Origin of the sequence: Runella salmonicolor, assembly GCF_024158025.1 — a bacterium.
Classification (GTDB): Bacteria; Bacteroidota; Bacteroidia; order Cytophagales; family Spirosomataceae; genus Runella; species Runella salmonicolor.
Window position 1 is genome coordinate 1,055,948 of record NZ_JAMZEL010000001.1, and the last position, 21,919, is coordinate 1,077,866.

17 protein-coding genes are annotated in these 21,919 nt (G+C 40.4%); 7 read left to right on the plus strand and 10 right to left on the minus strand.

Annotated features, from left to right (window positions below; translation table 11 throughout):
- Positions 1-84 precede the first annotated feature (84 nt).
- Positions 85-375: a nucleotidyltransferase family protein gene (locus NCI00_RS04375; RefSeq protein ID WP_253525390.1), complete on the plus strand. Its 291-nt coding sequence runs from the start codon at positions 85-87 to the stop codon at positions 373-375.
- 77 nt (positions 376-452) lie between these two features.
- A complete protein-coding gene (locus NCI00_RS04380) occupies positions 453-701 on the plus strand; it encodes a HepT-like ribonuclease domain-containing protein (RefSeq protein WP_253525392.1) in 249 nt (82 codons plus the stop codon).
- 3 nt (positions 702-704) lie between these two features.
- Here the strand turns inward: NCI00_RS04380 and NCI00_RS04385 are convergent, their stop codons facing one another.
- On the minus strand, positions 705-2,003 hold the full coding sequence (locus NCI00_RS04385; protein WP_253525394.1) for a DUF418 domain-containing protein: 1,299 nt from the start codon (positions 2,001-2,003) through the stop codon (positions 705-707).
- Between the two features lie 49 nt (positions 2,004-2,052).
- On the minus strand, positions 2,053-3,381 hold the full coding sequence (locus tag NCI00_RS04390; RefSeq protein WP_253525395.1) for a DUF418 domain-containing protein: 1,329 nt from the start codon (positions 3,379-3,381) through the stop codon (positions 2,053-2,055).
- 364 nt (positions 3,382-3,745) lie between these two features.
- On the opposite strand from NCI00_RS04390, the gene NCI00_RS04395 reads away from it, so the two are divergent.
- The 4 genes from NCI00_RS04395 to NCI00_RS04410 all read left to right on the plus strand — a co-directional run bounded on the left by NCI00_RS04395 (position 3,746) and on the right by NCI00_RS04410 (position 7,713).
- The gene (locus NCI00_RS04395; protein WP_253525397.1) at positions 3,746-4,312 is read left to right on the plus strand and encodes an RICIN domain-containing protein; all 567 of its coding nucleotides are present in this window, start codon (positions 3,746-3,748) and stop codon (positions 4,310-4,312) included.
- 177 nt (positions 4,313-4,489) lie between these two features.
- A complete protein-coding gene (locus NCI00_RS04400; protein WP_253525398.1) occupies positions 4,490-5,080 on the plus strand; it encodes a collagen-like protein in 591 nt (196 codons plus the stop codon).
- Positions 5,081-5,467: 387 nt separating this feature from the next.
- The gene (locus NCI00_RS04405; protein ID WP_253525400.1) at positions 5,468-7,018 is read left to right on the plus strand and encodes a tetratricopeptide repeat-containing sensor histidine kinase; all 1,551 of its coding nucleotides are present in this window, start codon (positions 5,468-5,470) and stop codon (positions 7,016-7,018) included.
- A 2-nt stretch (positions 7,019-7,020) separates the two neighbouring features.
- Positions 7,021-7,713: a LytR/AlgR family response regulator transcription factor gene (locus NCI00_RS04410; protein WP_253525402.1), complete on the plus strand. Its 693-nt coding sequence runs from the start codon at positions 7,021-7,023 to the stop codon at positions 7,711-7,713.
- A gap of 47 nt (positions 7,714-7,760) precedes the next feature.
- Here NCI00_RS04410 and NCI00_RS04415 read toward each other — a convergent pair whose 3' ends face one another.
- From NCI00_RS04415 to NCI00_RS04430, 4 genes are all read right to left on the minus strand, one after another.
- Positions 7,761-9,290 carry a sulfatase family protein gene (locus tag NCI00_RS04415; protein ID WP_253525403.1) on the minus strand — a complete coding sequence of 510 codons (1,530 nt, stop codon included), beginning with the start codon at positions 9,288-9,290 and terminating at the stop codon, positions 7,761-7,763.
- 58 nt (positions 9,291-9,348) lie between these two features.
- Positions 9,349-11,013: a sulfatase gene (locus NCI00_RS04420; RefSeq protein ID WP_253525405.1), complete on the minus strand. Its 1,665-nt coding sequence runs from the start codon at positions 11,011-11,013 to the stop codon at positions 9,349-9,351.
- 301 nt (positions 11,014-11,314) lie between these two features.
- A complete protein-coding gene (locus NCI00_RS04425) occupies positions 11,315-12,739 on the minus strand; it encodes a sulfatase-like hydrolase/transferase (RefSeq protein WP_253525407.1) in 1,425 nt (474 codons plus the stop codon).
- A gap of 370 nt (positions 12,740-13,109) precedes the next feature.
- Positions 13,110-14,249, minus strand: coding sequence for a phosphatidylserine decarboxylase (locus NCI00_RS04430; protein WP_253525409.1), 1,140 nt, complete (start codon positions 14,247-14,249; stop codon positions 13,110-13,112).
- A gap of 177 nt (positions 14,250-14,426) precedes the next feature.
- Between NCI00_RS04430 and NCI00_RS04435 the strand changes: the two genes are divergently transcribed.
- Positions 14,427-15,749 carry an adenylate/guanylate cyclase domain-containing protein gene (locus tag NCI00_RS04435; protein WP_253525410.1) on the plus strand — a complete coding sequence of 441 codons (1,323 nt, stop codon included), beginning with the start codon at positions 14,427-14,429 and terminating at the stop codon, positions 15,747-15,749.
- 106 nt (positions 15,750-15,855) lie between these two features.
- Here NCI00_RS04435 and NCI00_RS04440 read toward each other — a convergent pair whose 3' ends face one another.
- The 4 genes from NCI00_RS04440 to NCI00_RS04455 form a co-directional block, all read right to left on the minus strand.
- On the minus strand, positions 15,856-17,424 hold the full coding sequence (locus NCI00_RS04440; protein ID WP_253525413.1) for a hypothetical protein: 1,569 nt from the start codon (positions 17,422-17,424) through the stop codon (positions 15,856-15,858).
- A 437-nt stretch (positions 17,425-17,861) separates the two neighbouring features.
- Complete coding sequence (locus NCI00_RS04445; RefSeq protein WP_253525415.1) at positions 17,862-18,389, minus strand: YybH family protein; 528 nt, start codon at positions 18,387-18,389, stop codon at positions 17,862-17,864.
- 89 nt (positions 18,390-18,478) lie between these two features.
- Positions 18,479-19,369: a dioxygenase family protein gene (locus tag NCI00_RS04450; protein ID WP_253525416.1), complete on the minus strand. Its 891-nt coding sequence runs from the start codon at positions 19,367-19,369 to the stop codon at positions 18,479-18,481.
- Positions 19,370-19,422: 53 nt separating this feature from the next.
- Positions 19,423-21,852 (minus strand): TonB-dependent receptor, encoded by a 2,430-nt coding sequence (locus NCI00_RS04455; RefSeq protein WP_253525418.1) that lies wholly within the window; start codon positions 21,850-21,852, stop codon positions 19,423-19,425.
- Between the last annotated feature and the right edge of the window lie 67 nt (positions 21,853-21,919).

Here is a 21,919-nt window from a genome sequence, read left to right on the forward strand (position 1 = left end):
GTCCAGTTGTTGATTAGAGGAAAAGCGTTTGATTCATTGGGTTTGATATAAATTGAATAGTTTTGTACTAAAAATAAAATGGGCATGATTGAATCTCAAAAAATCAAAAACCTTTTGGTAGCAATCAAACCTGAATTGCTGAAACACTACCCAATTAGCCGTTTGGCTATTTTTGGGTCGGTAGCACGTAACGAAACAACGCTATTGAGTGATGTTGATATTTTGGTTGAATTTGACAAACCCATTGGTTTTCAGTTTTTTAATTTGGCAAAAGAATTAGAAGCTTATCTCCAAATGCCCGTTGATTTGGTTTCTCGCAATGGTATCAAACCTGCTTATTTTGCCGCCATCGAACCCGACTTGATTGATGTCTAAGCGTAATCCTGAATTACTGATAGCTGATATGCTTTTGGCTATCTCTAAAATCAAAACTTACACTAACGGCTTAGATTTTGACAGTTTTATGGCTGATAGCCGGCCGCACTGGTGATGCCGTTGAACGAAATTTTGAAATCATCGGTGAGGCTGCCAACCAATTACCCGAAGCCTTCCAAAATGAACATGCTGAAATAGCTTGGCATGGTGTTATTAGTTTTCGCAATAGACTGATTCATGGTTATTTTGGTGTTGACTATGAAATTCTTTGGTACATCGTGCAGAACGATTTACAATCATTAGAAAACCAACTTCGGGCTTTGTAGAAACTACCGCTTCATCGGCTGCAATTTCCAATACGTCAAACTCCGCCAGAGCCATTCGAGTGGGCCGAAACGGAAATACTTTAACCATATCGGGCTAACAATCAATTGAAAAACCCAAATGCTGATAACGATGTAATACAACTCATAGCGCTGCAATTTGCCGTACATCGAAAAGCCATAACCCAAGAATATGAAATTGCAAATAATAGAATGAGTGATGTAATTGGTAAAGGCCATTTGCCCCACTGCCGCCAACGATTTTTGTAGAAAAGGAAGGAAACCTGATTTGACAAATAGCATGATGAGGGCAATATGCCCGCAGGTGGTGGGGATTCTGCCCAGATTATAAGTCATAAAGGTTTTGTAGATAGACAGAATAGAAAAATTTGAGGATACGATGTGCGACCCTTCAAAATAATTAATGGTAATACCGATACCATAGCCCATCAATGCCATAAGCCAATAAAACCGATTCGATTTGGCAGCTTTTAAAATGCCCAATTTGAAAAATGCCATGCCCCACAGCATCATAGCCAGCGTATCCCAAAAATTGAGAAAGTATAGAAACGTCGTCTCCATGTATTGATTCACAGGCAATTTGTGCATCACAATACTCCAATACCCTTTACTTCGAGCAGTCATTTCTTCCTTTACTTGTGTGGGAGTCGCTTTTTCTTCTTTTAGGATTGCATTCCACTTTTCAATAGCAGTAGAATCTTCTTTGACGAGATTTTCCCCAGTTGTTTTTTTCGTTTGGGCTATTGTAACCTTTCCAAAAGCATCTTTAATTTTGAAATAATCCTTTACATTAAAAGCAGCCGCAACGATTAAGATAATAGCCGATGCCAGGATGAGATATTTGGGTGCAAGATGTCTAAAACTAAACGCAAACATGCCCACAATGCCATAAGTATAGAGTATATCTCCATCCCACAACAGCAAATAGCAATGGATAACCCCAAAAAGAACCATCCACATCAATCGGCGGAAAAAGAGATCGGTTACGACTGTGCCCTGCTTGTTTTCGACCGAACGACTAGTAAACAATAGGATCCCTGCGCCAAACAACATCGAAAACATCCCGCGCATGGTACCTTCAAAAAACAGCGTATTCATCCACCAAAACGTAAGGTTCCAGCCCGTGGCACCTCCGTTGTTGGTCGGGTCAAAATAGGCTTTGTATAAGCCAAAAACGATAATATTCATCAATAAAATGCCGAATAGGGAAATGCCCCGAATGGTGTCCATTGCTAAGATCCGCTCGGATTTGATGGTAGGTTGTAGGGTTTCTTGAGTTTGCATAAGTACTAAGGTTTTCGGTATAAGTTATTGGTACTTACTGTTTCAAGTTTTATTTTTTGAAAGGCTGTATTTTCCAATACGTCAAGCTGCGCCACAGCCATTCGAGTGGGCCAAATAAGAAGTATTTTAGCCATATCGGACTGATAATCAACTGAAAAACCCAAATCGCAAAGGCCACGAAGTAAATTTGATAGAATTCCAGTTCGGCAAAGTAGTTGAGACCGTAGCCAAAGAAAAACAGCGTACATATCACCGAGTGTGAGATATAATTGGTGAAAGCCATGCGGCCTACCGCCACCAAGCGGTTCATCAAGCCCTGCACCACGCCCGATTTGTAGAGCAAAATCAGCGAAGCGGCATGGCCCATCACCAACAGAATACGCTGAAAAGGATAAATCAAATTGACCCAGTTGATGGGCACTTGTTCCATGCGGGCGAGGTTGGCTTCGAGTGTAGAGAAGTGATAAAAAGCGTAATAATTGGCGTAAATCACCAGCGGCAAGCCAAGGCCATATCCGATTTTGATAACGGTCCAATAATCTTTGTTTGACCAAGCGCCCGTCAAAAAACCCCATTTGAAAAGTGCCAGCCCCAACAGCATCAATGCCAACGAATCCCAGACTTCAAAGGGCAGATATTTGGTCTGAATGTCAAAAGCAATGGGGCGCAAATAACTAGCCACGGTGCTATAATTCGACTTCATTTTCAGGGTATTGGCCTTGGCATCTTCACGGTTAGGAATCATGGTTTTTTCTATTTCTCGCCATTCGGCCAATGCCTTGTTTTGGGCGGCAGTCAACGTTTGATTTTGACTTTTGGCTTTGGTGGCTTCCACGTAAGCAATTCGTTTTTCGCGGATGTCTTGGTACTGAATCGTGCCTGCCACAAAACTAACCACTGCTACGATAGGTACCGCCCACACCAAGTATTTGGGCGGAACGTTACGAAAAAGGTACAAAATCATACCGCAAACGGCATAGAGATAAAGAATCTCCCCAATCCAAAGAATCAAGTGGGAGTGTATCAATCCAAACAACAGCAACCAAAACATACGACGGTAATAGAGGGCATGAACCGAAACACCTTTGGTGCCTTTGTTGGCAATAAACAGCAACACGCCCGCCCCAAACACCATCCCGAACATGGCCCTCATTTTGCCCTCAAAAAAAATACCGATGAATTGGTAAAGCCAAAAGTTTGGGTTGTCGGGGTCATTTTTGAAGACTTCAAACGAATAATCTGCCATTGAAAAGCCAGGAATGTTCATTAATAAAATGCCGAGTAGCGCGAACCCTCGCAGCATATCAATGGTTTTGATACGATTTGACTCCGATACTGGCGCGATGGTTGAAGACTGAGAAGAAATGAGCTGTTCCATTGATTTTTGAGAGGGTTTAAGTAGGGTAATGTATGGGCTTCTTTCTTATAGGTTACCAAACACAACAAAGATAAAAAGTGGGGTTCTGAAAGGCTTCTCTTATTGTTCCAAAGACTTTGTTTATTGTTCCAAAACTTTGTCTATTGTTCCAAAGTGTGAGTTTCTATGTATTAACTACCTCTTAGCGCTGGGTATAATGACGAATTTAAGGTAAGCAAAATCTTCATTCTATCCCTAAAATCGAGCTTCTATCCCAGAAATTTTGGAGGCTCTGAATGGCAAAATAGCTTTGGTACATTATCAAAAAGCAGGAAGCCGAAAATGCTGATTCAGAGTAGGCAACAAATAGTAAATCTTTACCTAAATGAAAACTTTAAAAACCCTTGGAATGATTCTGTTCATTGGCCTTTCATTAACATCTTATGCCCAAGAGCGGGGGCGTTCTTTTAGCCCTAATTATCAAGGCTATTATTATTTACGGACGGCATTCACGGGTGACGCCCTATCTCTTGAAAGCAATGGTTCAGCGAGTAATGTTATGAGTGGTGCATCGTTTATGTCTTCTCAAAAAGGTGCGACTGGAACAATGTGGAAATTGGTTCCAGATGCTAAAAATAAAGGTTGGTATCGCTTAAAATCGAATGATCAGGGCGATGGTAGATGTTTGGAGGCTAATACTGCCGGGGGAGAGAAAGATGGTCGGTCTTTTATGGATAATTGTCAAGATGTAACTGGTCAACTATGGCGATTAGATTTAGTGAGTGCCAACAACGGCGACCACCTTTATAGATTACGTACAATGCTCCATGGCAACAACTTCTCTCTGGAAGGCAATAAGCCCGAAAATAAGTCTGTATATTCTGGCAATGCATTTATGGATAAAACCCAAAATGTTTCGGGTCAAATGTGGAGATTAGTACCTGTACAATGAAACCATAATTATAGTATTGAGACATGATATTCTGAACGTAAAGTAGTATAAAATGATCAGTTATTTATGTCTCAATACCATATAATTACCTCAAAACTGCATATCGGCTATTATTAAATTGAAAATTTTAACCTTTTATCAACCAATCAAATCTCCGACAAAGCCACACATTTTATTATGAACAAATCATCCATTATTTCAGGCGTTTTATCAGTACTTGTAGTATGCGGCAGTTTATTGTTTACCAGTTGTGAAGGCCCCGCTGGGCCTGTTGGACCCGTGGGACCCGCGGGACCGACTGGTGCCACCGGACCCGCTGGGCCTGCCGGTGCAGCTGGGGCAACAGGACAGACTGGCAATGCCAACGTGATTCAAATCTCATATCCAGCCAAAACTTGGGCGACAACAAAAGGCTCAGCTCAACAATTTGTTTTCCCTTCCAATGTCACGACGGCGATAATGAATAGTAGTGCTGTATTAGTCTATATGACCGATGGTACACCAAATAATGCAACCCCTTATGGTTGGTATTCTATACCTGGTATTGTTCCATCAAATGGAGTTGAACATGAATTCTACACACAAACCACTTTTGCTGGGAACACCGCAGGGATCAATATTTATAGAAAAGTAGCTTCGCCAGCAGCGCTTACCGCTTCAACCCGAATAGTTATCATCCCAGCAAATGACCTCCGCAATGGCCGCAAGGCCACCGTAGATTTCTCAGATTATAATGCAGTGAAGGAGTTTTATGGTCTGAAAGATTAATAAATAGACTTCTGTAAACCACAAAAATGAATACGATTTTGTGTTAAGTTTACAGAAAGATTTATTAAAGCAAATAAAATCAACTTCCCGAAAGTTTTAGTCCTTTCGGGAAGTTCTTTAGCAATTATGCCGAGCAAACTCATTAAAATATCACTTTTGCTAATCACGGCTTTGGCTACCTCTGGCTTTGGTCAACCACTTAGTTTGCCCACGAAAGAGGTCGATAAATTGAAACAAAATCTGACGGTTTTTAAAGAAGACACCAATCGAGTTATCAACTTATGGCGTTTGGCAAGGTATCATACCATGACAGAGCCTCGGCAGGCGGTGTTGTATGCCACCGAGGCAATTACGCTCGCCCGAAAACTCAAATACACCTACGGCGAATTGGTTTCTTTACAGTCTTTAAGTTTTGTATCAACCATTACAGGCGACTGGCAAAATGGGATGCAAACTGCTTATGAAGGTTTGAAAATAAGTCAAACCAAATACCCCAAATTAGAAATCGTATTTTATAATTTGATAGCACTCGTTTATGAAAAACAACAAGATAGTAAACAGCGGCTGGAATGGCTATTGAAAGCCTATCATCACCCCGAAATCAACTCCTTGCCCAACAACGGAAAATGGCTGATTTACCATAACATTGGTGAGGTTTACGAAAACCTAAATGAATATGATTCTGCAATGAAATATTCGGAAATAATAGATATTAATTGCCGAAAACTGAATATTCCCATAGAGGTATCGTATGCCAATGCAATAATGGGCAGAGTGGAAAAAAAACGAAAAAACTATGCAGAAGCATTGCAATACTTAAAAATCGCAATGAGTTTTTCGAACAAATTTGGTAATCCTTTTTTAGAATCAGAACAATCGGTTGATTTAGCAAGCGTTTTTCATGCAATCCATCAACCAGACTCCGCTATTTTTTATGCCGAAAAAGCCTTAAATGGGGGTAGAAAATTTAAAAATTTAGTGCTGACGGCAAGTGCCGCAAAACTTTTAGCTGAGATATATGAATATAAAAACCCCTCAAAGGCCATCAGTTATTTAAAAATTTTGAATGCTACCAATGATAGCCTTTATACCGCTACAAGAATTATTCAGACACAAAATATCGTAAACACTATACAACAACGTGAGCGAGATTTAAAAGAAGCAAAAAAAGATTACGATAACTCAATAAGGCAGAATGCACTCATCGGATTTCTCATTTCTTTAGGCTTGCTGACATTGATTTTGATACGAAACAACCGTCAGAAACAAAAAGGTGTGGCTATTTTGAAGGATAAAAACAGAGAAATAAGCCTTCAAAAAGATGAAATTGAAAAAACAATGGAGCAGAAGCAAATGCTACTTTCTGAGTTGCAACACCGAGTAAAAAATAATTTACAGTATGTTATCAGTATCTTAGAAATCCAGAAAGAATCAGTAAATTATAGCAATATTGACGACTTGATTAAGAGCAACCAAAATCGCATTCATTCGATTGCTCTGCTTCATAAAAAATTAAATTTAACAGATAGTGTCAATGACGTTGATTTGAAAAGATACATAACAGATCTCTCCCAACTCGTCAAAGATTCGTATGATAATAAATTTAAAAATGTGAATTTGTTTATCACTTGCGAAGTTGAAATTTTATCTATCACAAAGGCTTTGCCTTTAGGTCTGATAATCGTCGAATTGGTCAGCAATAGCATGAAACACGCCTTCAAAAACCAGCAAAATGGTATCATCAATATCGAAATTACGTATGACGCACATTCAAAGAAGAATTGCCTATACTATATTGACAATGGCGAAGGTTTTGATTTTGTAAATGTAGAGACCAAAGGGCTGGGCGTAGAAATAATGAAAGGTTTGATTGACCAACTCAATGGTAAAATAGATACCTACCTCAAAAAAGGCTTTGAACTGAAAATCTATTTTTAAAGATGAATTCAAAGGTAATATTAGTCGTAGAAGACGATTATCTGAATAGAAGACTCACCAAGAAGATTCTTCAAGAAAATGGTTATCAGGTTTTAGAAGCAAAAAATGCCGACGAAGCCCTGAAGATTCTCGATAAAGAATTGGTGGACCTCGCCATTCTCGACATCAACCTTGGCGATGGCGAAATGGACGGTATCAGCTTGGGAAATCTCATTCAAAACAAACAAAAAGTACCATTTATTTATCTGACTGCCTACGAAAACGCAAAAGTTATCAGCGAAGCCGTAGCAACTTCGCCATATTCATATTTAACCAAACCATTTAAAAACAGCGACTTAGTTGCCTCTGTCGAATTGGCAATTATCAAATCTGCCAAAGAAGACAAACCCAAACCTACAATTTTGGTAAAAGATGGTGAATACAAGGTTGCATTGCCAATAGAAGACATCAACTATATCACATCAGAAGGCAACTATTTGCTATTTTACACTGATAAAAAGACCTATAAATGTCGCTCAACCATTGAGCAGATTCTTAAAGTTCTCCCAGCATTATCATTTATACAAATCCATCGAGCTTTTATTGTCAATAAAAACAAAGTTGAGAAGTTCAATTCTAAAAGCGTGATAGTAGGAAATTCTGAAATTCCGTTGTCGAAAAAAGATTTTCCAAATAATTTGTCGAGCACGGGGTAATATTTCCAAAATCTAAAACGATAGCACAGAAGGAGAAAATCTTTTGCTCAATGTTGAATCTTAGAAGTGATAATGTCGTTCAATTTTTGTTCCAATTCTTTCAAAATATCGGGATGCTCAGCGGCAAGATTTTTAGTTTCTTTGATGTCAGTTTTGAGATTGAAGAGCCGTTTTTCTATTCTATGACCGCTATCAATTTGTTTATTTTTCATCCAGTCTGCCCCATTTGATTTGGTGGGTTTGATGTATTTCCAATCTCCTTTTCGGAGGGCATACGTAAAGCCCTCTTCCAACAAATACTCTCTTCCTTTATTGGATTTCCCCAACCAAGAATCCATAAAATTCTGACTGTCGGGGGCATCACCCGCAGGTATTTCTTGTTTCAAAAAGGCCGCCAAAGAAGCGTATAAGTCAATCTGGGATAATAAAGCGGCACTTTTTTTGGGCTTTACGGTTCCGTTCCAATAAACAATGGTTGGTACCCGGTTTCCGCCTTCGTAGATTGAGTACTTAGTACCTGTATAAATCCCCGCAGGTTTGTGATTTCCGACCATTTCAGCAGCTTTGTCGGCGTAGCCATCTTGCAAAATCGGGCCGTTATCGCTCGTGAAAATAATCATCGTGTTTTTATCCAAACCTTCGGCTTTGAGTTTTTTCATGATTTCGCCCGTACACCAATCCATTTGAGCAATCACATCGCCTCTTGCTCCCATACTACTTTTACCCTGAAATTTCTGATGTGGCAAACGAGGTACGTGAATATCATGGTAAGCGTAAAACAGAAAAAATGGTTTTGTTTTGTTCTTTTCGATGAATGATGTGGCTTTTTGTGTCAATACGAAGGGAAAGTCTTCGTCGGTCCACAAGGCTTTTTTGCCCCCACTCATGAAACCAATGCGACTAACACCATTGATGACAGCGTTTTTGTGCTGTGTGTCGGCATCTACTCTGAGCAGGTCGGGGTTTTCTGTCCCGATTGGGTAGCCCCCCTCTATTCGTTCACCGTAACTTACCTTCATAGGGTCGTTGGGGTCTAAGCCCACTACTTTTTGATTTTCAACAAATACGCAAGGCACTCTATCGCCCGTGGCGGGAATCAAAAAGCTATAATCAAAGCCAATTTCTCGTGGCCCTGGACTGATTTCTTGGTTCCAATCCAAGGTACCATTGCCTAAGCCCAAATGCCATTTTCCGACCACGCCCGTGGCGTAGCCCGCTTTTTTGAGCATACTTGCCAAGCTTCCTTGTTTCGGATTTATCAGAAGTGGCGCATCACCTTGCAAAATGGCCGCTTGACTCCTGAAAGCATGACTGCCTGTGAGTAAAGAATAGCGAGAAGGGGTACAAGTAGAAGCCGAGCAATGGGCATCACTGAAATTGACGCCATTCTTTGCCAAAAAATCAATATTGGGCGTTTTTACGCCCACAGCGCCGTTTACGCCAATGTCACCATAACCCAAATCATCCACGTAAATCAAAATGATATTGGGCTTTTGGAGCGTTGCTTGGGCTTTTGTAATCTGTATAGAAAAGGCAACGAATGCAATAAGTAGCGAAAGCTTTTTCAAAGGGTTCATTATCACGAAAATAAGCAGTTAGAAAATCGAATGTGAATAGACGCGAAATCAAGTCTTATTAATCCTTGGTCGTTTTACTTTTCCACCAGTTTTGGTTGGGTTGGTAATCTACCCTCAGAAAATTAAGCCTTTCTTTTTCGAGTTTTGGCATCAATACTTCTACATTATTTTGGTGTTTTTTATGGGCCAATTCAGGGTTAAATTCGGGGTCTGGAACGGGATAATTGGCGTTTACACTTTTCAGCCAATTGAGCAGTTTCGCCTTCAGCCTTTGCGTTTCCTTTTGATTTTTTGCGGCTAAATCGGTTTGTTCGTAGGGGTCTTTGGCCAAATCATAAAGCTCATCATGCCCATCTTCCCAGTAATGAATCAGCTTCCAATTTTTATACCTGATGGTAGAGTTTGGCTGACCTCCTTGATTTCCATAATGCGGATAATGCCAATACAACTCCCTGTCTTTTAATGTTTTATTTTCAAACAAGGGCTTCAAGCTAACGCCGTCTATGTGTTGTTTTGGCAAAAGCGGAAGATTGGCAAAATCTAAAAGAGTCGGAAAGAAATCAGCCCCCGTGGCTGGAAAATCAATTTGTTTGACCTGCTTTTTCAACCAAGGGATTTTAATGAAGTACGGCTCCCTGATGCCCCCCTCCCATTGATAGCCTTTCCCTCCTCGCAGCGGCAAATTGGACGTCGAAAAAGCATCTCCCGACGCAACGCCTCCGTTGTCGGAGGTGAAAATGACGATGGTATTTTCTTCCAAATTCAACCTTTTCAAAGTATTCAACACTTCACCGACGGCATCGTCCATACTTTCTACCAAACCGCCATACACGGGATTGTCTTGTACTTGCCGAATCGGCAAATCTTTTTCCATCACGTAGCCGTTTTGGGCAAGGCCATTTTTTTCGGCTTTCTCACGGTACTTTTTCCATTTTGCTTCGGTGGTTTGAATGGGCCCATGCACCGCGTAAAATGATAAAAAGGCAAAAAAAGGCGTATCTTTTTGTTGCTCAATAAATGCCGAAGTCTCCTTGGCCAGTCGCATTTCGAGGTTTTCACCGTCTTTGACATTGGGCAACGAAGGGTTTTCCCAGGGAGAAAAATACCCACCTTTGGGGCTGCCTACTTCCCAGCCACCTTTGTTGATGTCAAAACCGTGGTCTTCTGGGTAGCTTCCTTTTTCGCCTAAGTGCCATTTGCCCGCAAAAAAAGTTTTGTACCCGTTGGCTTTCATTACCTCGGGCAAGATTACGTCGGCTTTGGATAACTCATGGACGTATTCAGCAGGCAATAGCTTCGAGAATCGTTTTTCGGTCCGCCATTCCGTGCCTGATTTTGCCCCAATCCAGTCGGTTATGCCATGCCTCGCCGTAAATTTACCCGTCATGATACTTGCCCTCGAAGGACTACACACGCCGCTACACGCATATCCTTGGGTAAAAACAGTCCCTTCATTGGCAATTCTGTCCACATTAGGGGTTTCGTAAAACTTGCTTCCTGTACAGCTTAAATCTCTCAGCCCCAAGTCATCCACAAGGATAAAAACTACATTTGGTTTTTGGGGTGCTTGGCCTTTACTATTTTGCGCTTTTAGACTAGGAAAAGCCAACAACAACACGATTGTGTATTTTATGAGCATACGTAACGGACTTCTAAAGGCTTTATTCATTTTATCCACCCAAAAATAATTCTCTGAAAGGGATACATTGAGGCTTAAATTCATCTTTTTTAGGCAAGTTTTTTTACATTAAACAGCATTGAATCGTCTTTTTATTTTTTTAAGGTCTTATCTTCCAACAATTGCTTATCTACATCAGGCAGCAAGGCAAGGAGGTCGTTATCACCACTTTGTCTTTTATACCAAGCCTCCACTTTGCGTGTTTCATCGATAGTACATTGACCACCAAGGTATTTATCTAATAATTCTTGAAAGATGGATTTAGCGCATAAGATTCTACCAATCTATAAAATCATTTTTGCTACGAGAAACTACTGTTTTACAAATTGACAATTCTACTGTGACTTTATTTTTTTAAAGTCATCCCTTTCAGCTTTTCGTACTCTTCTCTTTGGGTTAATCCCAAGAAAACAGGGGCAATCATTCCTTTTTCCCACCTTACTCTTGCCTTGCCCATTTCGTCTGCCAATTTTTTTTCTTTATCTATGCTATTGGTGGCTTCGTTTATTTCTTTCTTCAAATCATATAAGTAAACGCTGTCTTTCAATACCACCATTTTCTTTTCATCCTTCTGGATGATGGCATAATTGCCTCTGTCGTACATCCGCCAAAACAAAAAATCGTGCGGTGCTTTGTTGGTTTTATTGGTTAGATAGGGCAACAAATCAGTGCCATCTAATGGGTTTTTAGGTTTGGCCGCGCCTTTGATATTTGCCAAAACCGTACTTAAAATATCCAAGGCAATGATGGGTTTATCGTACGTCAATTTAGCGGGGATTTTACCCGTCCATTGCATTACAAAAGGCACGCGGATACCGCCTTCAAAGACGCTACCTTTTTGTCCACGCAGGGGGGCATTGCTGCTACCGTTATCAGCAATAGGCCCACCGTTATCGGATAAAAAAACAATAATCGTATTGTCAATTTGCCCAATTTCTTTCAATTTATCAAGCAATCTGCCTACACCATCATCCACGGCACTCACCATAGCGGCATAGGTGCGGCGTTTGGTATTTTTGATGTTTTCAAAACGCTTGAGGTATTTTTCGGTGGCTTGTAGCGGGGCATGGGGGGCGTTGTAAGCAAGGTACAAGAAGAACGGCTTTTGTTTATTTCTTTCCACAAACGACACCGCTTCTCTGGAAAGAGCATCGGTTAAATATTCAGTTTCTTCAACGACAGTATAATTTCTGTTCAGTTTTGTTCTATAACTTTCCCCTTCGCCATTGGCATCTTCGGGGTTTTGGAGAGTTAAATTTTCGGGGAAGTATTGGTGTCCGCCGCCTAAGAAGCCAAAAAACTCATTGAATCCACGTTTCAAAGGGTGCAGTGACTTATGGGCTCCAAGGTGCCATTTGCCCACAAGCATACTATTGTACCCCGACCGCCCCAACACATCGGCCATTGTCTCTTCAGTAAGGGGCAAGCCCATTGTACTATCGCCTGTTACGTATAGTGGATTGCGTTCATAACCAAAACGGTATTGATAACGGCCCGTCAGCAAACCCGCACGGCTTGGGCTACATACACCAAACGAAACATGCCCCGACGAAAACACCACGCCAGCCTTAGCAATACGGTCAATATGGGGCGTTGGAATATCTTGACAGCCATTAAAACCCACGTCGTTGTAGCCCAAATCATCGGCTACGATGACGATTACATTGGGTTTTTGGACTTGGGATGCGACTGATTGTGCCCTTTTTTTGGAAACAAAGGCCGCCATTGTGAGAACGAAGGCAGTTGAGAATAGGAATACTATTTTTTGCATGGTTCAATCTTGGACGTTATTCTTATGGAGATGAGGACTTCTATATTTTTTTAAGGTACATAATCTATTTGAGGTTTTGCAACACTTAGTGATGATAGAATTTCTCTAATTTCTAAGCGTAGGTCAATAGAAAGCCCCTCCAACCCTTAGTGGGTGTCAAAAAAAGGTGAATTATACAAGATTATAGGTTAGGGATTTTCTTGAGGTCATAAACATCAGCCCATAATGTTTTTTCTCCAGCAGTATTTTTTACCGCTGGAGAAAAAACAGAAGTTTAAACATTACTTAAATAGTACTTTTCATAGTCATCCCCCTGTTCGTCAAAAATTGGGCATAGTTGATTATTTTTAAAACATTAATTCGCATATTTTCAACACACAGGAAAAGCCATTCCGAGCCTTGTACCCATTTTATAATGCACATTGGGCTGGGCCGTGATGCTCAGGTTTGTGGCAGATTCAAACAGTAACACGATGTCGGACCCACCAAACTGGAAATAGGCCAATTCTTCACCTTTTCTAAGTGTTACACCAACTTCAGCCGTAGTAATTACTGATGAAACTTGGCACATCCCCATAGGCAATACCGCAACCAAACCTACTGACGATTCTATTACGACCAACCCTCGGGTTTGGTCAAATTGATAACCCGGCGAATCAGGTGCGTCAAAATGCCTCTTGGGCAATAAAATACCGTTATTCGATAAATCTGCAATGGCATCTACTTCGAGATAAGCTTGCCCCTGAATCACCCGCGACTCCAACACTTTTCCTCCTACTGGTGCATGTAGGCGATGGTAATCAGTAGTATTAAGAAAGGCATGCATAAAAATACCATTTTTGAAACGATCTTTATAGGGACTGCCTTCCATCAGTTCGCTTATTTGCCAATGAAGGTTTTTGATAGTTACGTGCGAATCAGCCCTGATTTCCCATTGACCAGCAAAAGTACAATCGGCGGGAAACACTACTACTGCAGAATTTTCAACCGCTGCCACTGGGCGATAACCCGGCTTAAAATTTCTTGCAAAAAACTGATTGAAGGTTTTCCAGCCGCCATTTGGCCTAATGTATTCACTCATATTATATGCTGGTGAGGCATAAAATGTGGCTTCATATTCGGGGGTTAGTGATTCGGGAGTATCCATAAAAGCACCCATTGCATTGGCATAATTAACAATCCATTGCGAAAATGGAGTAATTGGTGGCATACTTTGGTGTGGCAATAACTTGGTTTGTAAAGACAAAACGGGCTCTTGATCAATGATAAAATAAGAAGCGCAAAGATGATTGTACACGTCTTTGCCCGTACTGTTTTCTCGAGGTTGCCAGTACAAAAGGTCGTTGTACCAATCAAGTAAACTGGGGATATCAGTGACTGATTTGAGGAGCGGAATATTTTTAGTCCCTGCTTTTTTAATGGCCTCTTCAAATTTTTGTTCCCAATTGTATTTGGTTATCAAATCGGCCAGTTCTGTTACCACGGGGTGGTATTGTGCATTTTTGCTCATGATGAAATTATTTATTTAAAGTATTAATTATTAGATATATGAAAATAAAAAAAGAATACATAACTTTATTTCAATATTTTAATGAGCGGATTCATCTGTTTTACACATTTTTTCAAATAGACAAACCCAATTCTATTGTAAAATTTTCAAAGCTCTTTTAAACCCGCAACCCAACCCATGAATTTCAAATTATTTATAAAAAAATTCAATAATTTTATTAATTGGATTGGTAGTATTGGATTCGCTCCCCATGATAAGGCAGAGCAAAAAAGTGTCAAAATCATACTGACCATAGTGCATTACGTAACCATCATCAACATGCTGTATTTCAGCTTTGTATATGGCGCTATGGGCAGATTGGCAGTTAAGCAGGCTTTACTTATTTTTTCTGGTTACCTAATTTTAAACCTTATTTTTTTTAGATTCCACCGTAATTTCAAGCTATTCAGAGATATTATATTTGTCGGCATATACGTTTATATTATTTATTATCAATGCCTAATGGGGGGGTATATTGGTTCGACTGGCTATATGTTGTATGGTATTTTAGTATTAAATGGGGTGCAATTATTTTACAGAAAAAATGCAGAAAGAAACGCCTGGTTTATTTTATTTATGGTTACAGCTATTGTATTATTTTTCTTAGAACCGATTATTTCAAAGGGGATGGTGCCCGTATCAAAGGAGTTTGTGTTAATTACATACCTCAATACATTTATACTAATGGCTAGTATGGCAATATTATCTACTAATTATTTTGTAAGAATCATCAAAAATGAGCAATTAAAATCAGATAATTTGATTCGAAATATATTACCCGAATCGGTGGTAAATGAAATCAATGAGCAAGGCAAGTATTTGCCAATTTCAGTACCATTGGCTACTGTTATATTTATGGATTTTGTGAATTTTAGTAAGAACACTTTTGTGTTATCACCCAAGGAGATTATATCAGCCCTTAATTTGCATTTTTCTGAATTTGATCAAATTTTCAAAGATCACGAGGTAGAAAAACTTAAAACGATAGGAGATGGTTACATGGCGGTAGGTGGCTTACCTATTGTCAATAATTCCCATCCTGTTGATGTTGGTTTAGCGGCTATGAAAATTATACTTTATTTAGAAAAAGTAAAAATGGAAAAAAAACAGCACGATTGGGATATAAGAATAGGTATCCATACAGGGCCCATGGTGGCGGGCATTATAGGCAAAACGAAATTTTCGTACGATGTTTGGGGTAATTCAGTAAACCTCTGTGCCCGATTAGAAACTGCCAGCAAACCCAATTGCATCAATGTTTCTCATGAATTTATGCTTCTAACTGCCGATTTTTTTGACTTTGAACCAAGAGGATTTATTGAAATAAAAAATGGACAACCCATAAATATGTATTTCTTGAAAGATATCAAAGCCGAATTAAAGCTCGAACGTTTTGTGCCAAATCATCTTTTTTTTGATTACTATAAACAATTTTCCAATACACCTTTAGTGACTGATTGAGTATGTAGATTATGTACTTAAGCGGATGGCTGGAGTGGGTTTTGAGAAACCAACTCCTTTTAGCTGCCAAATGGATTTAAAAATTATTGAATACCAAATCTGTTTATTAATAGACCTTAGGTTTTGGCTCTAATTCCGTATTTATCATTACGGTACAAATCGTTTTTAGGTTAATATTGGGGTTTTTGTCAAACAGGCCAATTTCTATCATGTGTACAATGGATGGAGGTGCATTAAACTCAATACCTGTGGCTGTTGGGGCTACAATATTTCTTGAGTCGTCAAACATCGTTTTTATATTGGTTTTCATCCATTCATAAGCCTCATCTACGGAGATTGCCGGTGTAGCAATAATTGTAGCCCAGTTGGCTCTAACTTGCCACATTGCCCACCAAGCTAGAAATTCGGGTAATATTTGAGGCTGTGCCATTAAAAAAGTTACAAAATCCTGTAATTTCCCTTCAAACCTATTTAAACTCGCCAAATTGGTCAATGCAGCAGGAATATTTTCAGCTTTTCCGCCAAAGCCAATATAGAGCCCCTCAAATGTTTGGATATAGTAAGGGCTGTTGTTAAAATCGGGAACGGGGCTAATCGGTGCAAAAATTTTGGCATGAGCCTGCATGATAGTTTCCAATATGGGCATGGCAACCAATAAATATTGTGCCTTGGCAATACCCAATCGGTTTGCTGCCTGATCGCAGAATGCCATAATGGTAGCACAGCTAACTATTGCACCCGCATCAATAAAATCGGCATAAGCCTCCACAAAATCAAATATTACATCAGTAGTAAATTGAGGACTCCAACCCGTGCCCTGCGTGGGTAATAAAGGCCGAAACCCTGTAAAAGTGTTCAATTTCCCCTGCCTTCTAGCCGTGTCATACGCATTATATTCGTCAATTGTAAAGGGCTTAATTTGGGCAGGACTAAGGCCGTCTTTTTTCCAAAGTTGCTCAAAATCAGTTTCAAGCTCAGGCGAAAATACTTCGCCTAATATTTCAAAATGGTTTTTACAAAATTCATCATAAAAAGCAGATCCCTCTACATCACCGTAGGCTTCCATAAAGGCCTTCCGATTATGTGGTAAATTTAATGCAACTGTAGCCACGAGTGTTTTATGAGCCGCACAATACGTAAACCATGTAGGGTCAGTTTTTAAGTAGTCGGCCTCCATAATCCAATCACGGTAAAACATCAGGGCGGTATTAATATCTACCATTCTGAATTGCGAATTTTTATAATCTTGTGGAAACCTAATCCCGTAATTCAAAAATTTATCGACAATCAAAAAGTTTTTATTAAGCATAGCCTGGTCTACTCCGTTCATCGAAATCACCACTAAATTACACGGATAGCCAAAGTCATTGTTTATTTCACCCTCAACACCCCACCTGCGATTGTGGTAAAGTGGTGGAGAATTTGAAGTTACACCCTGCCCATAATAGGCCCCCAGATGCGTAATTCCCATTTCAATTTTTTCGGTTTTTGCAAATCCCGCAATCGTATTTTTATTGAGCTCTGGATGAATAAAAAAGATAAAGGCGTATAATGGATCTGTGGCTGAAATATTCATTTTCTGCCTCACAAATGTATCTACTATTTGTGAGGCCCATGCTTCCTTGCCATCGGCACTTATCAAAGTGCCGTATTCATTGACGGGTAAAAGGTACATGCCCACATCACCATTTTCGAGCAGATATTGGTAGTCTTTTACGTTGAAAATACTGCCGTCGGGCAAAATAATATCGGTTGAGCCAAACTTTTCACGAGTGGTTCCATAGTTTTTAAGAGCCAGATCAGTTACTTGATAATCGCTCGGATAAACTGAGGGCTTATTGTTATGTAAAACGGGATTGCGGGTAGAATTTGTCATGTCTTTATAGGGTTTAAGAAGTAGTTTTTAGTTAGGCGGTTTCTATTTTTTCAAAGACTTTGTGTATTGTTACATGGGCTCAGTTTTAAGCATTATTGTGTCGTTTCATGCGTATTAGAAGCCGGTATTTTGGAGAATTTCGTAAAATAGCCCCCCCCTTTCAAATCGGTAGGTATTTTTCGAGTAATAGGTTTTACTGAGAAAGCAAAATACCTTCCCAGTAAAACCCTAGATGATTACTTCGCTTTCACGTCATCGTTGTAAATATCTCGTACGCACAGGTATTTTCCGTCACGTTTTTCCCAGATTGCCATGTATTTACCCGTGGAAATCACTTTTCCAGAGGCATCTTTGAGCGTTGACTTACCAACTTCCGTAACGGTATTTTCGTCGCCAAAAACATCCATCACTTCATAGGCACTCGTGGCACCTTTGGCTTTTTTGGCAAAGTTTGCCTCAATGTCCTTTTGAAGGGCCGCTTTGCCTACTACCATTGGCGCATTATTGGACAAACTCGCGGCATCATCGGCATAAAAAGCCAGTAATGCCTGCACATCGCGGGCATTGTCGGCGGCAGCCCAAGCCGTTTCTAAGGCTTGTATTTCCGTTTTTATGGCCGCCATGTCTGGCTTGGTCACTGCTTGTTCGGTAGTCTCCGCAGCGGATTTGGTTGTAGTGTCAGTAGCAGGCGAATTACACCCGATGGTTAAAAAAGAAATAGCAACTGCCACAGTGGCAGGTAAGAAAAAGTTACTGTTTTTCATTGTTTTGAGTGATTTGTTTTTTTGCCTGTGCTGACCGGTCGCTTCGGCAATACGATTTCGACAGCTCCGTTTTTGGTATTAATTTTCGGCTACCCTTTCCAATACTCTACCGTTCCTTTTTGATTGTTTTCGTACATAAAATTCAATGTACATTTAACGCCCCCCGACCCCAATAGCTCAAAGGTGTAAGTTTCAAACATTCCTTTGGGCATTCCTGCGTAGTCAAATGTATTATTGCCAATGTAGCGGTACTCTTCACCGAACACTTCATTTTTTAGCCAAAGCGCGTTATTCTTTTTGAAAAACTCTCTGCTTTTGGTTTTATCTTCTTTGCTCACATAAGTACCTAATAATCTATCAATTGCCATTGGTTCAGCCATCATAACTTTTGCCATCGACACATCGTAAAACACCTTCTTTGCATTGCCCGAATCAGACACTTTCAAGATTCTTTTTTTGGCAAAATCGGAGTTGGCGTAAGCGTCTTTCTCGATGTGCTTGTCGCCATTGAAGTAGAGCTGCGTCACCAAAGATTGGTAACCTTCGGCGATAATCATCATGTGGTAATGGGCAGGTCTGATTTGGCCCCCACCCGCATCATAGGCAACGGGCAAAATCGTTTGGAAGGAATAATTGCCGTTTTCGTCAGAAAAAGTGGTGCCACGGTATTTGAACTCCGAGGTAGCGTTGTCATAAACCCCATTTCCATCGCAATGCCACAGTTCTATTTTGGCGTTTTTGTAGGGAGTTGTGCAGTCTTGGTGCTTGATTTTACCCACCAATTCCACCAATTCTCCTTTTTCTCCTTTGATGACCAAATTGCTGCGAACGGGGCTGTCGGGCCGATAAAAAGGCCCTAAAATGTCGGAGGTAGTTTCGCAATCGCCCACGTATCGGTCGCCTTCTGGACGTACAAAACCAGTGGCTGATACCGCAATAGCTGATAAAGCTGTGCTCTTCAAAAATGTTCTTCTTTTCATGGTAGAGGTATTAAATTAGGGTAGAAGAATGTTTGTAGGTCATGGGTACACACTTACTCCACGCGCGCTTTCTCTTCTGCTTCTGCTCTTTTGGCGGCGGCTTTCATTTTTTGATTACCAAAATTTTGCGACCAAGCCACTTTGAATTTGGGCTGGGTAAATTGCAGTCTTGTTTCAAAATACTGCTGCTGTTCGGGCAAATTCAAATTAATTCGGTAGATTGAAGAGTTGAAAATGTTATCGTAGCCGAGGCTCAGTTTACCGCCATTCTTACCCATTTTCTTTTGTAAACCAACATTCAATTCACCAAACGCTTTCATTTTAGAAATGCCCCACAACCCACCTGAATTGTAATAACCTGAAACTTCCAAAGTGACTTTTTTGGTCAAACTAAACGTCTGTACGTTGTATAAAGTCACATTGGGAAATTTGACCGTTACCAAATATCCGTTGTTATAAGCATTTACGACGCTGAATACTCCCGCAAGATTGGTGTACGTTGTCCACCATTTAACGGGGCTATAAGGCTGCCCGATGGTCAACGAATACGTTTGCAAGTTTTTTTGATTTTCCGCAACATAATAGAGTTTGTTGCTACCGGGTTTTATGCGCGCCTGAAAACCCGCAATGGGACTCGACGTGTAGCTATACTGCAAACTAAACAAGGTGCTTTTGAAACGATAATCGGCCTTTAAGTTGTCAGAGAGGGCAGGTTGCAAGGCCGCATTGCCCGACAAAAAAGTATTTGGGTCAATAAAAAAGGTAAACGGTGCCAAATCTTTAAACGTAGGGCGCGTAATGCGGCGGCTGTATGAAAAGCTCAACGTTTTATTTTTATTGTAATCATGCGTCAAAAACAGGCTTGGAAATAATCGCCCGTATTTGCGGTCAACAATATTGGGGACTTCTTCCGAACCCAAATTCGATTGCGTGTATTCAAAACGCAAGCCCCCCTTCACCGTGGTTTTTGGGCCCCATTTCATTTCATACGAAGTATATGCGGCGCCGATACTCTCTTTCAAACTGTATTTTGCCGTGAAATCAGGGTCGGCTTTCCACGCATTAAACATGAGCGTTTCAACTCCTACATTGTTCTTAAATTGAGACATTACGGCCTTCACTCCCATCTCCAACTTCCCTTTTTTGCCGAAATCTCGGCTATAATCCATTTTCACAATCCCAAAATTGATGGGTGTGATTTTAGTACTTCTTACCGTTTGATTGAAAAGTAAATTGTTTTTACCATCAAACCACGTATTGTTATAATTTACGGGTTGATCGTTGTCATAATGCAAGTAATCAACCCCAAATGACAGCACTTCATTCTCACGCAAAGTGCGCTGAACCCCCAAACTTGCCCCTACGTGTTTCCAAAGATTCACTTCGTTGATTTTGAGACGAATCAGGGTATCCACCACGTTATTTCGTGAAAGGGTTGATTCATTCAGTGTGTTGTTCATGGCATATTTTTTTGAAAAAGCCGACACCGCAAAGCTCACCGTTGTCTTGGTATCCAGCTGATAATCAAGCCCAATGCGCACATTGTGGTTGTTGTCGCTGGGGTGGCGCAAGGCAGAAGTCTCCGTTTCCAGTAAATTATTCCCCAACACAATGCGCCGATACGTCCGACTGGTTTGCTCCTGACCCAAATGCACGTAGTCGTAGGAGCCATAAACCGTTATTTTTTTGTGTCTATAATTCAGGTTGAAGCTACTATTTCCAACGGCGCCTCGGCCATAACCCGCCGTAAGTGCATACGAGCCACTAAAGCCTTCGTTTTGATTTTTTTTCAGGAGAATATTGATGTACCCGGCATTGCCTTCAGCGTCTAAATTGGAAGGTGGCGTAGACAATAATTCGATTTTCTCAATGCTCCCAGCACTCATGCCGCTCAACATTTGTACGGCGGCATCGGAGCTCATATAATTTAGCTTACCATTAATCATGACCACCACGCCACTCTTGCCCGAAAGCGAAATTGTGTTGTCTTGGCGATTTACCATCACGCCGGGAGAACGCTCAAGAACATCCAAAGCGGTGCTGCCTGCCGATGTAATCGAACTTTCGACGTTTATCACCAGGCGGTCAATTTTTTGCTCAAATAGCGGCTTTTTGGCAACGACTTCAACGGTATTCAATTCCATATTTTCTGATAAAGCAATCACTCCCAAATCCATCGTTGAAGACTGCGGAATCAGCTGAAAGGAATGTGTATTTTTTTTAGAAAAACCCAACATGCTCACTTCACAGAAATAAGCACCTTCTTTGATATTTTGAATCGTGAATGAACCATCTTCTTTGGCAACATCTCCTTTTACAAAAGAAGAATCTTTGACACTTAAGACTAAAATATTGGCAAAGGGCAGCGGTTTACCCACATTATCGGCAACTTTGCCTAAAATTTGCATTTGCCCAGAAACAGATTGGCTTATAAAAAACACAACTGATACAATGTAAATAACTGAACGAATAGAGGTTTTCATTTTTGTAAGGGTTTCAAGAAGTGAATGATGAAATTCTGTACTCTCCTCAGGGGAGAAATTCAAACTG

Excerpts from the sequence above, each read along its gene's own strand:
- NCI00_RS04375 (WP_253525390.1), top strand. The coding sequence starts at position 85 with ATGATTGAATCTCAAAAAATCAAAAACCTTTTGGTAGCAATCAAACCT.
- NCI00_RS04385 (WP_253525394.1), bottom strand. The coding sequence starts at position 2,003 with ATGCAAACTCAAGAAACCCTACAACCTACCATCAAATCCGAGCGGATC.
- NCI00_RS04390 (WP_253525395.1), bottom strand. The coding sequence starts at position 3,381 with ATGGAACAGCTCATTTCTTCTCAGTCTTCAACCATCGCGCCAGTATCG.
- NCI00_RS04395 (WP_253525397.1), top strand. The coding sequence starts at position 3,746 with ATGAAAACTTTAAAAACCCTTGGAATGATTCTGTTCATTGGCCTTTCA.
- NCI00_RS04400 (WP_253525398.1), top strand. The coding sequence starts at position 4,490 with ATGAACAAATCATCCATTATTTCAGGCGTTTTATCAGTACTTGTAGTA.
- NCI00_RS04410 (WP_253525402.1), top strand. The coding sequence starts at position 7,021 with ATGAATTCAAAGGTAATATTAGTCGTAGAAGACGATTATCTGAATAGA.
- NCI00_RS04415 (WP_253525403.1), bottom strand. The coding sequence starts at position 9,290 with ATGAACCCTTTGAAAAAGCTTTCGCTACTTATTGCATTCGTTGCCTTT.
- NCI00_RS04420 (WP_253525405.1), bottom strand. The coding sequence starts at position 11,013 with ATGAATTTAAGCCTCAATGTATCCCTTTCAGAGAATTATTTTTGGGTG.
- NCI00_RS04425 (WP_253525407.1), bottom strand. The coding sequence starts at position 12,739 with ATGCAAAAAATAGTATTCCTATTCTCAACTGCCTTCGTTCTCACAATG.
- NCI00_RS04430 (WP_253525409.1), bottom strand. The coding sequence starts at position 14,249 with ATGAGCAAAAATGCACAATACCACCCCGTGGTAACAGAACTGGCCGAT.
- NCI00_RS04435 (WP_253525410.1), top strand. The coding sequence starts at position 14,427 with ATGAATTTCAAATTATTTATAAAAAAATTCAATAATTTTATTAATTGG.
- NCI00_RS04440 (WP_253525413.1), bottom strand. The coding sequence starts at position 17,424 with ATGTACCTTTTACCCGTCAATGAATACGGCACTTTGATAAGTGCCGAT.
- NCI00_RS04445 (WP_253525415.1), bottom strand. The coding sequence starts at position 18,389 with ATGAAAAACAGTAACTTTTTCTTACCTGCCACTGTGGCAGTTGCTATT.
- NCI00_RS04450 (WP_253525416.1), bottom strand. The coding sequence starts at position 19,369 with ATGAAAAGAAGAACATTTTTGAAGAGCACAGCTTTATCAGCTATTGCG.
- NCI00_RS04455 (WP_253525418.1), bottom strand. The coding sequence starts at position 21,852 with ATGAAAACCTCTATTCGTTCAGTTATTTACATTGTATCAGTTGTGTTT.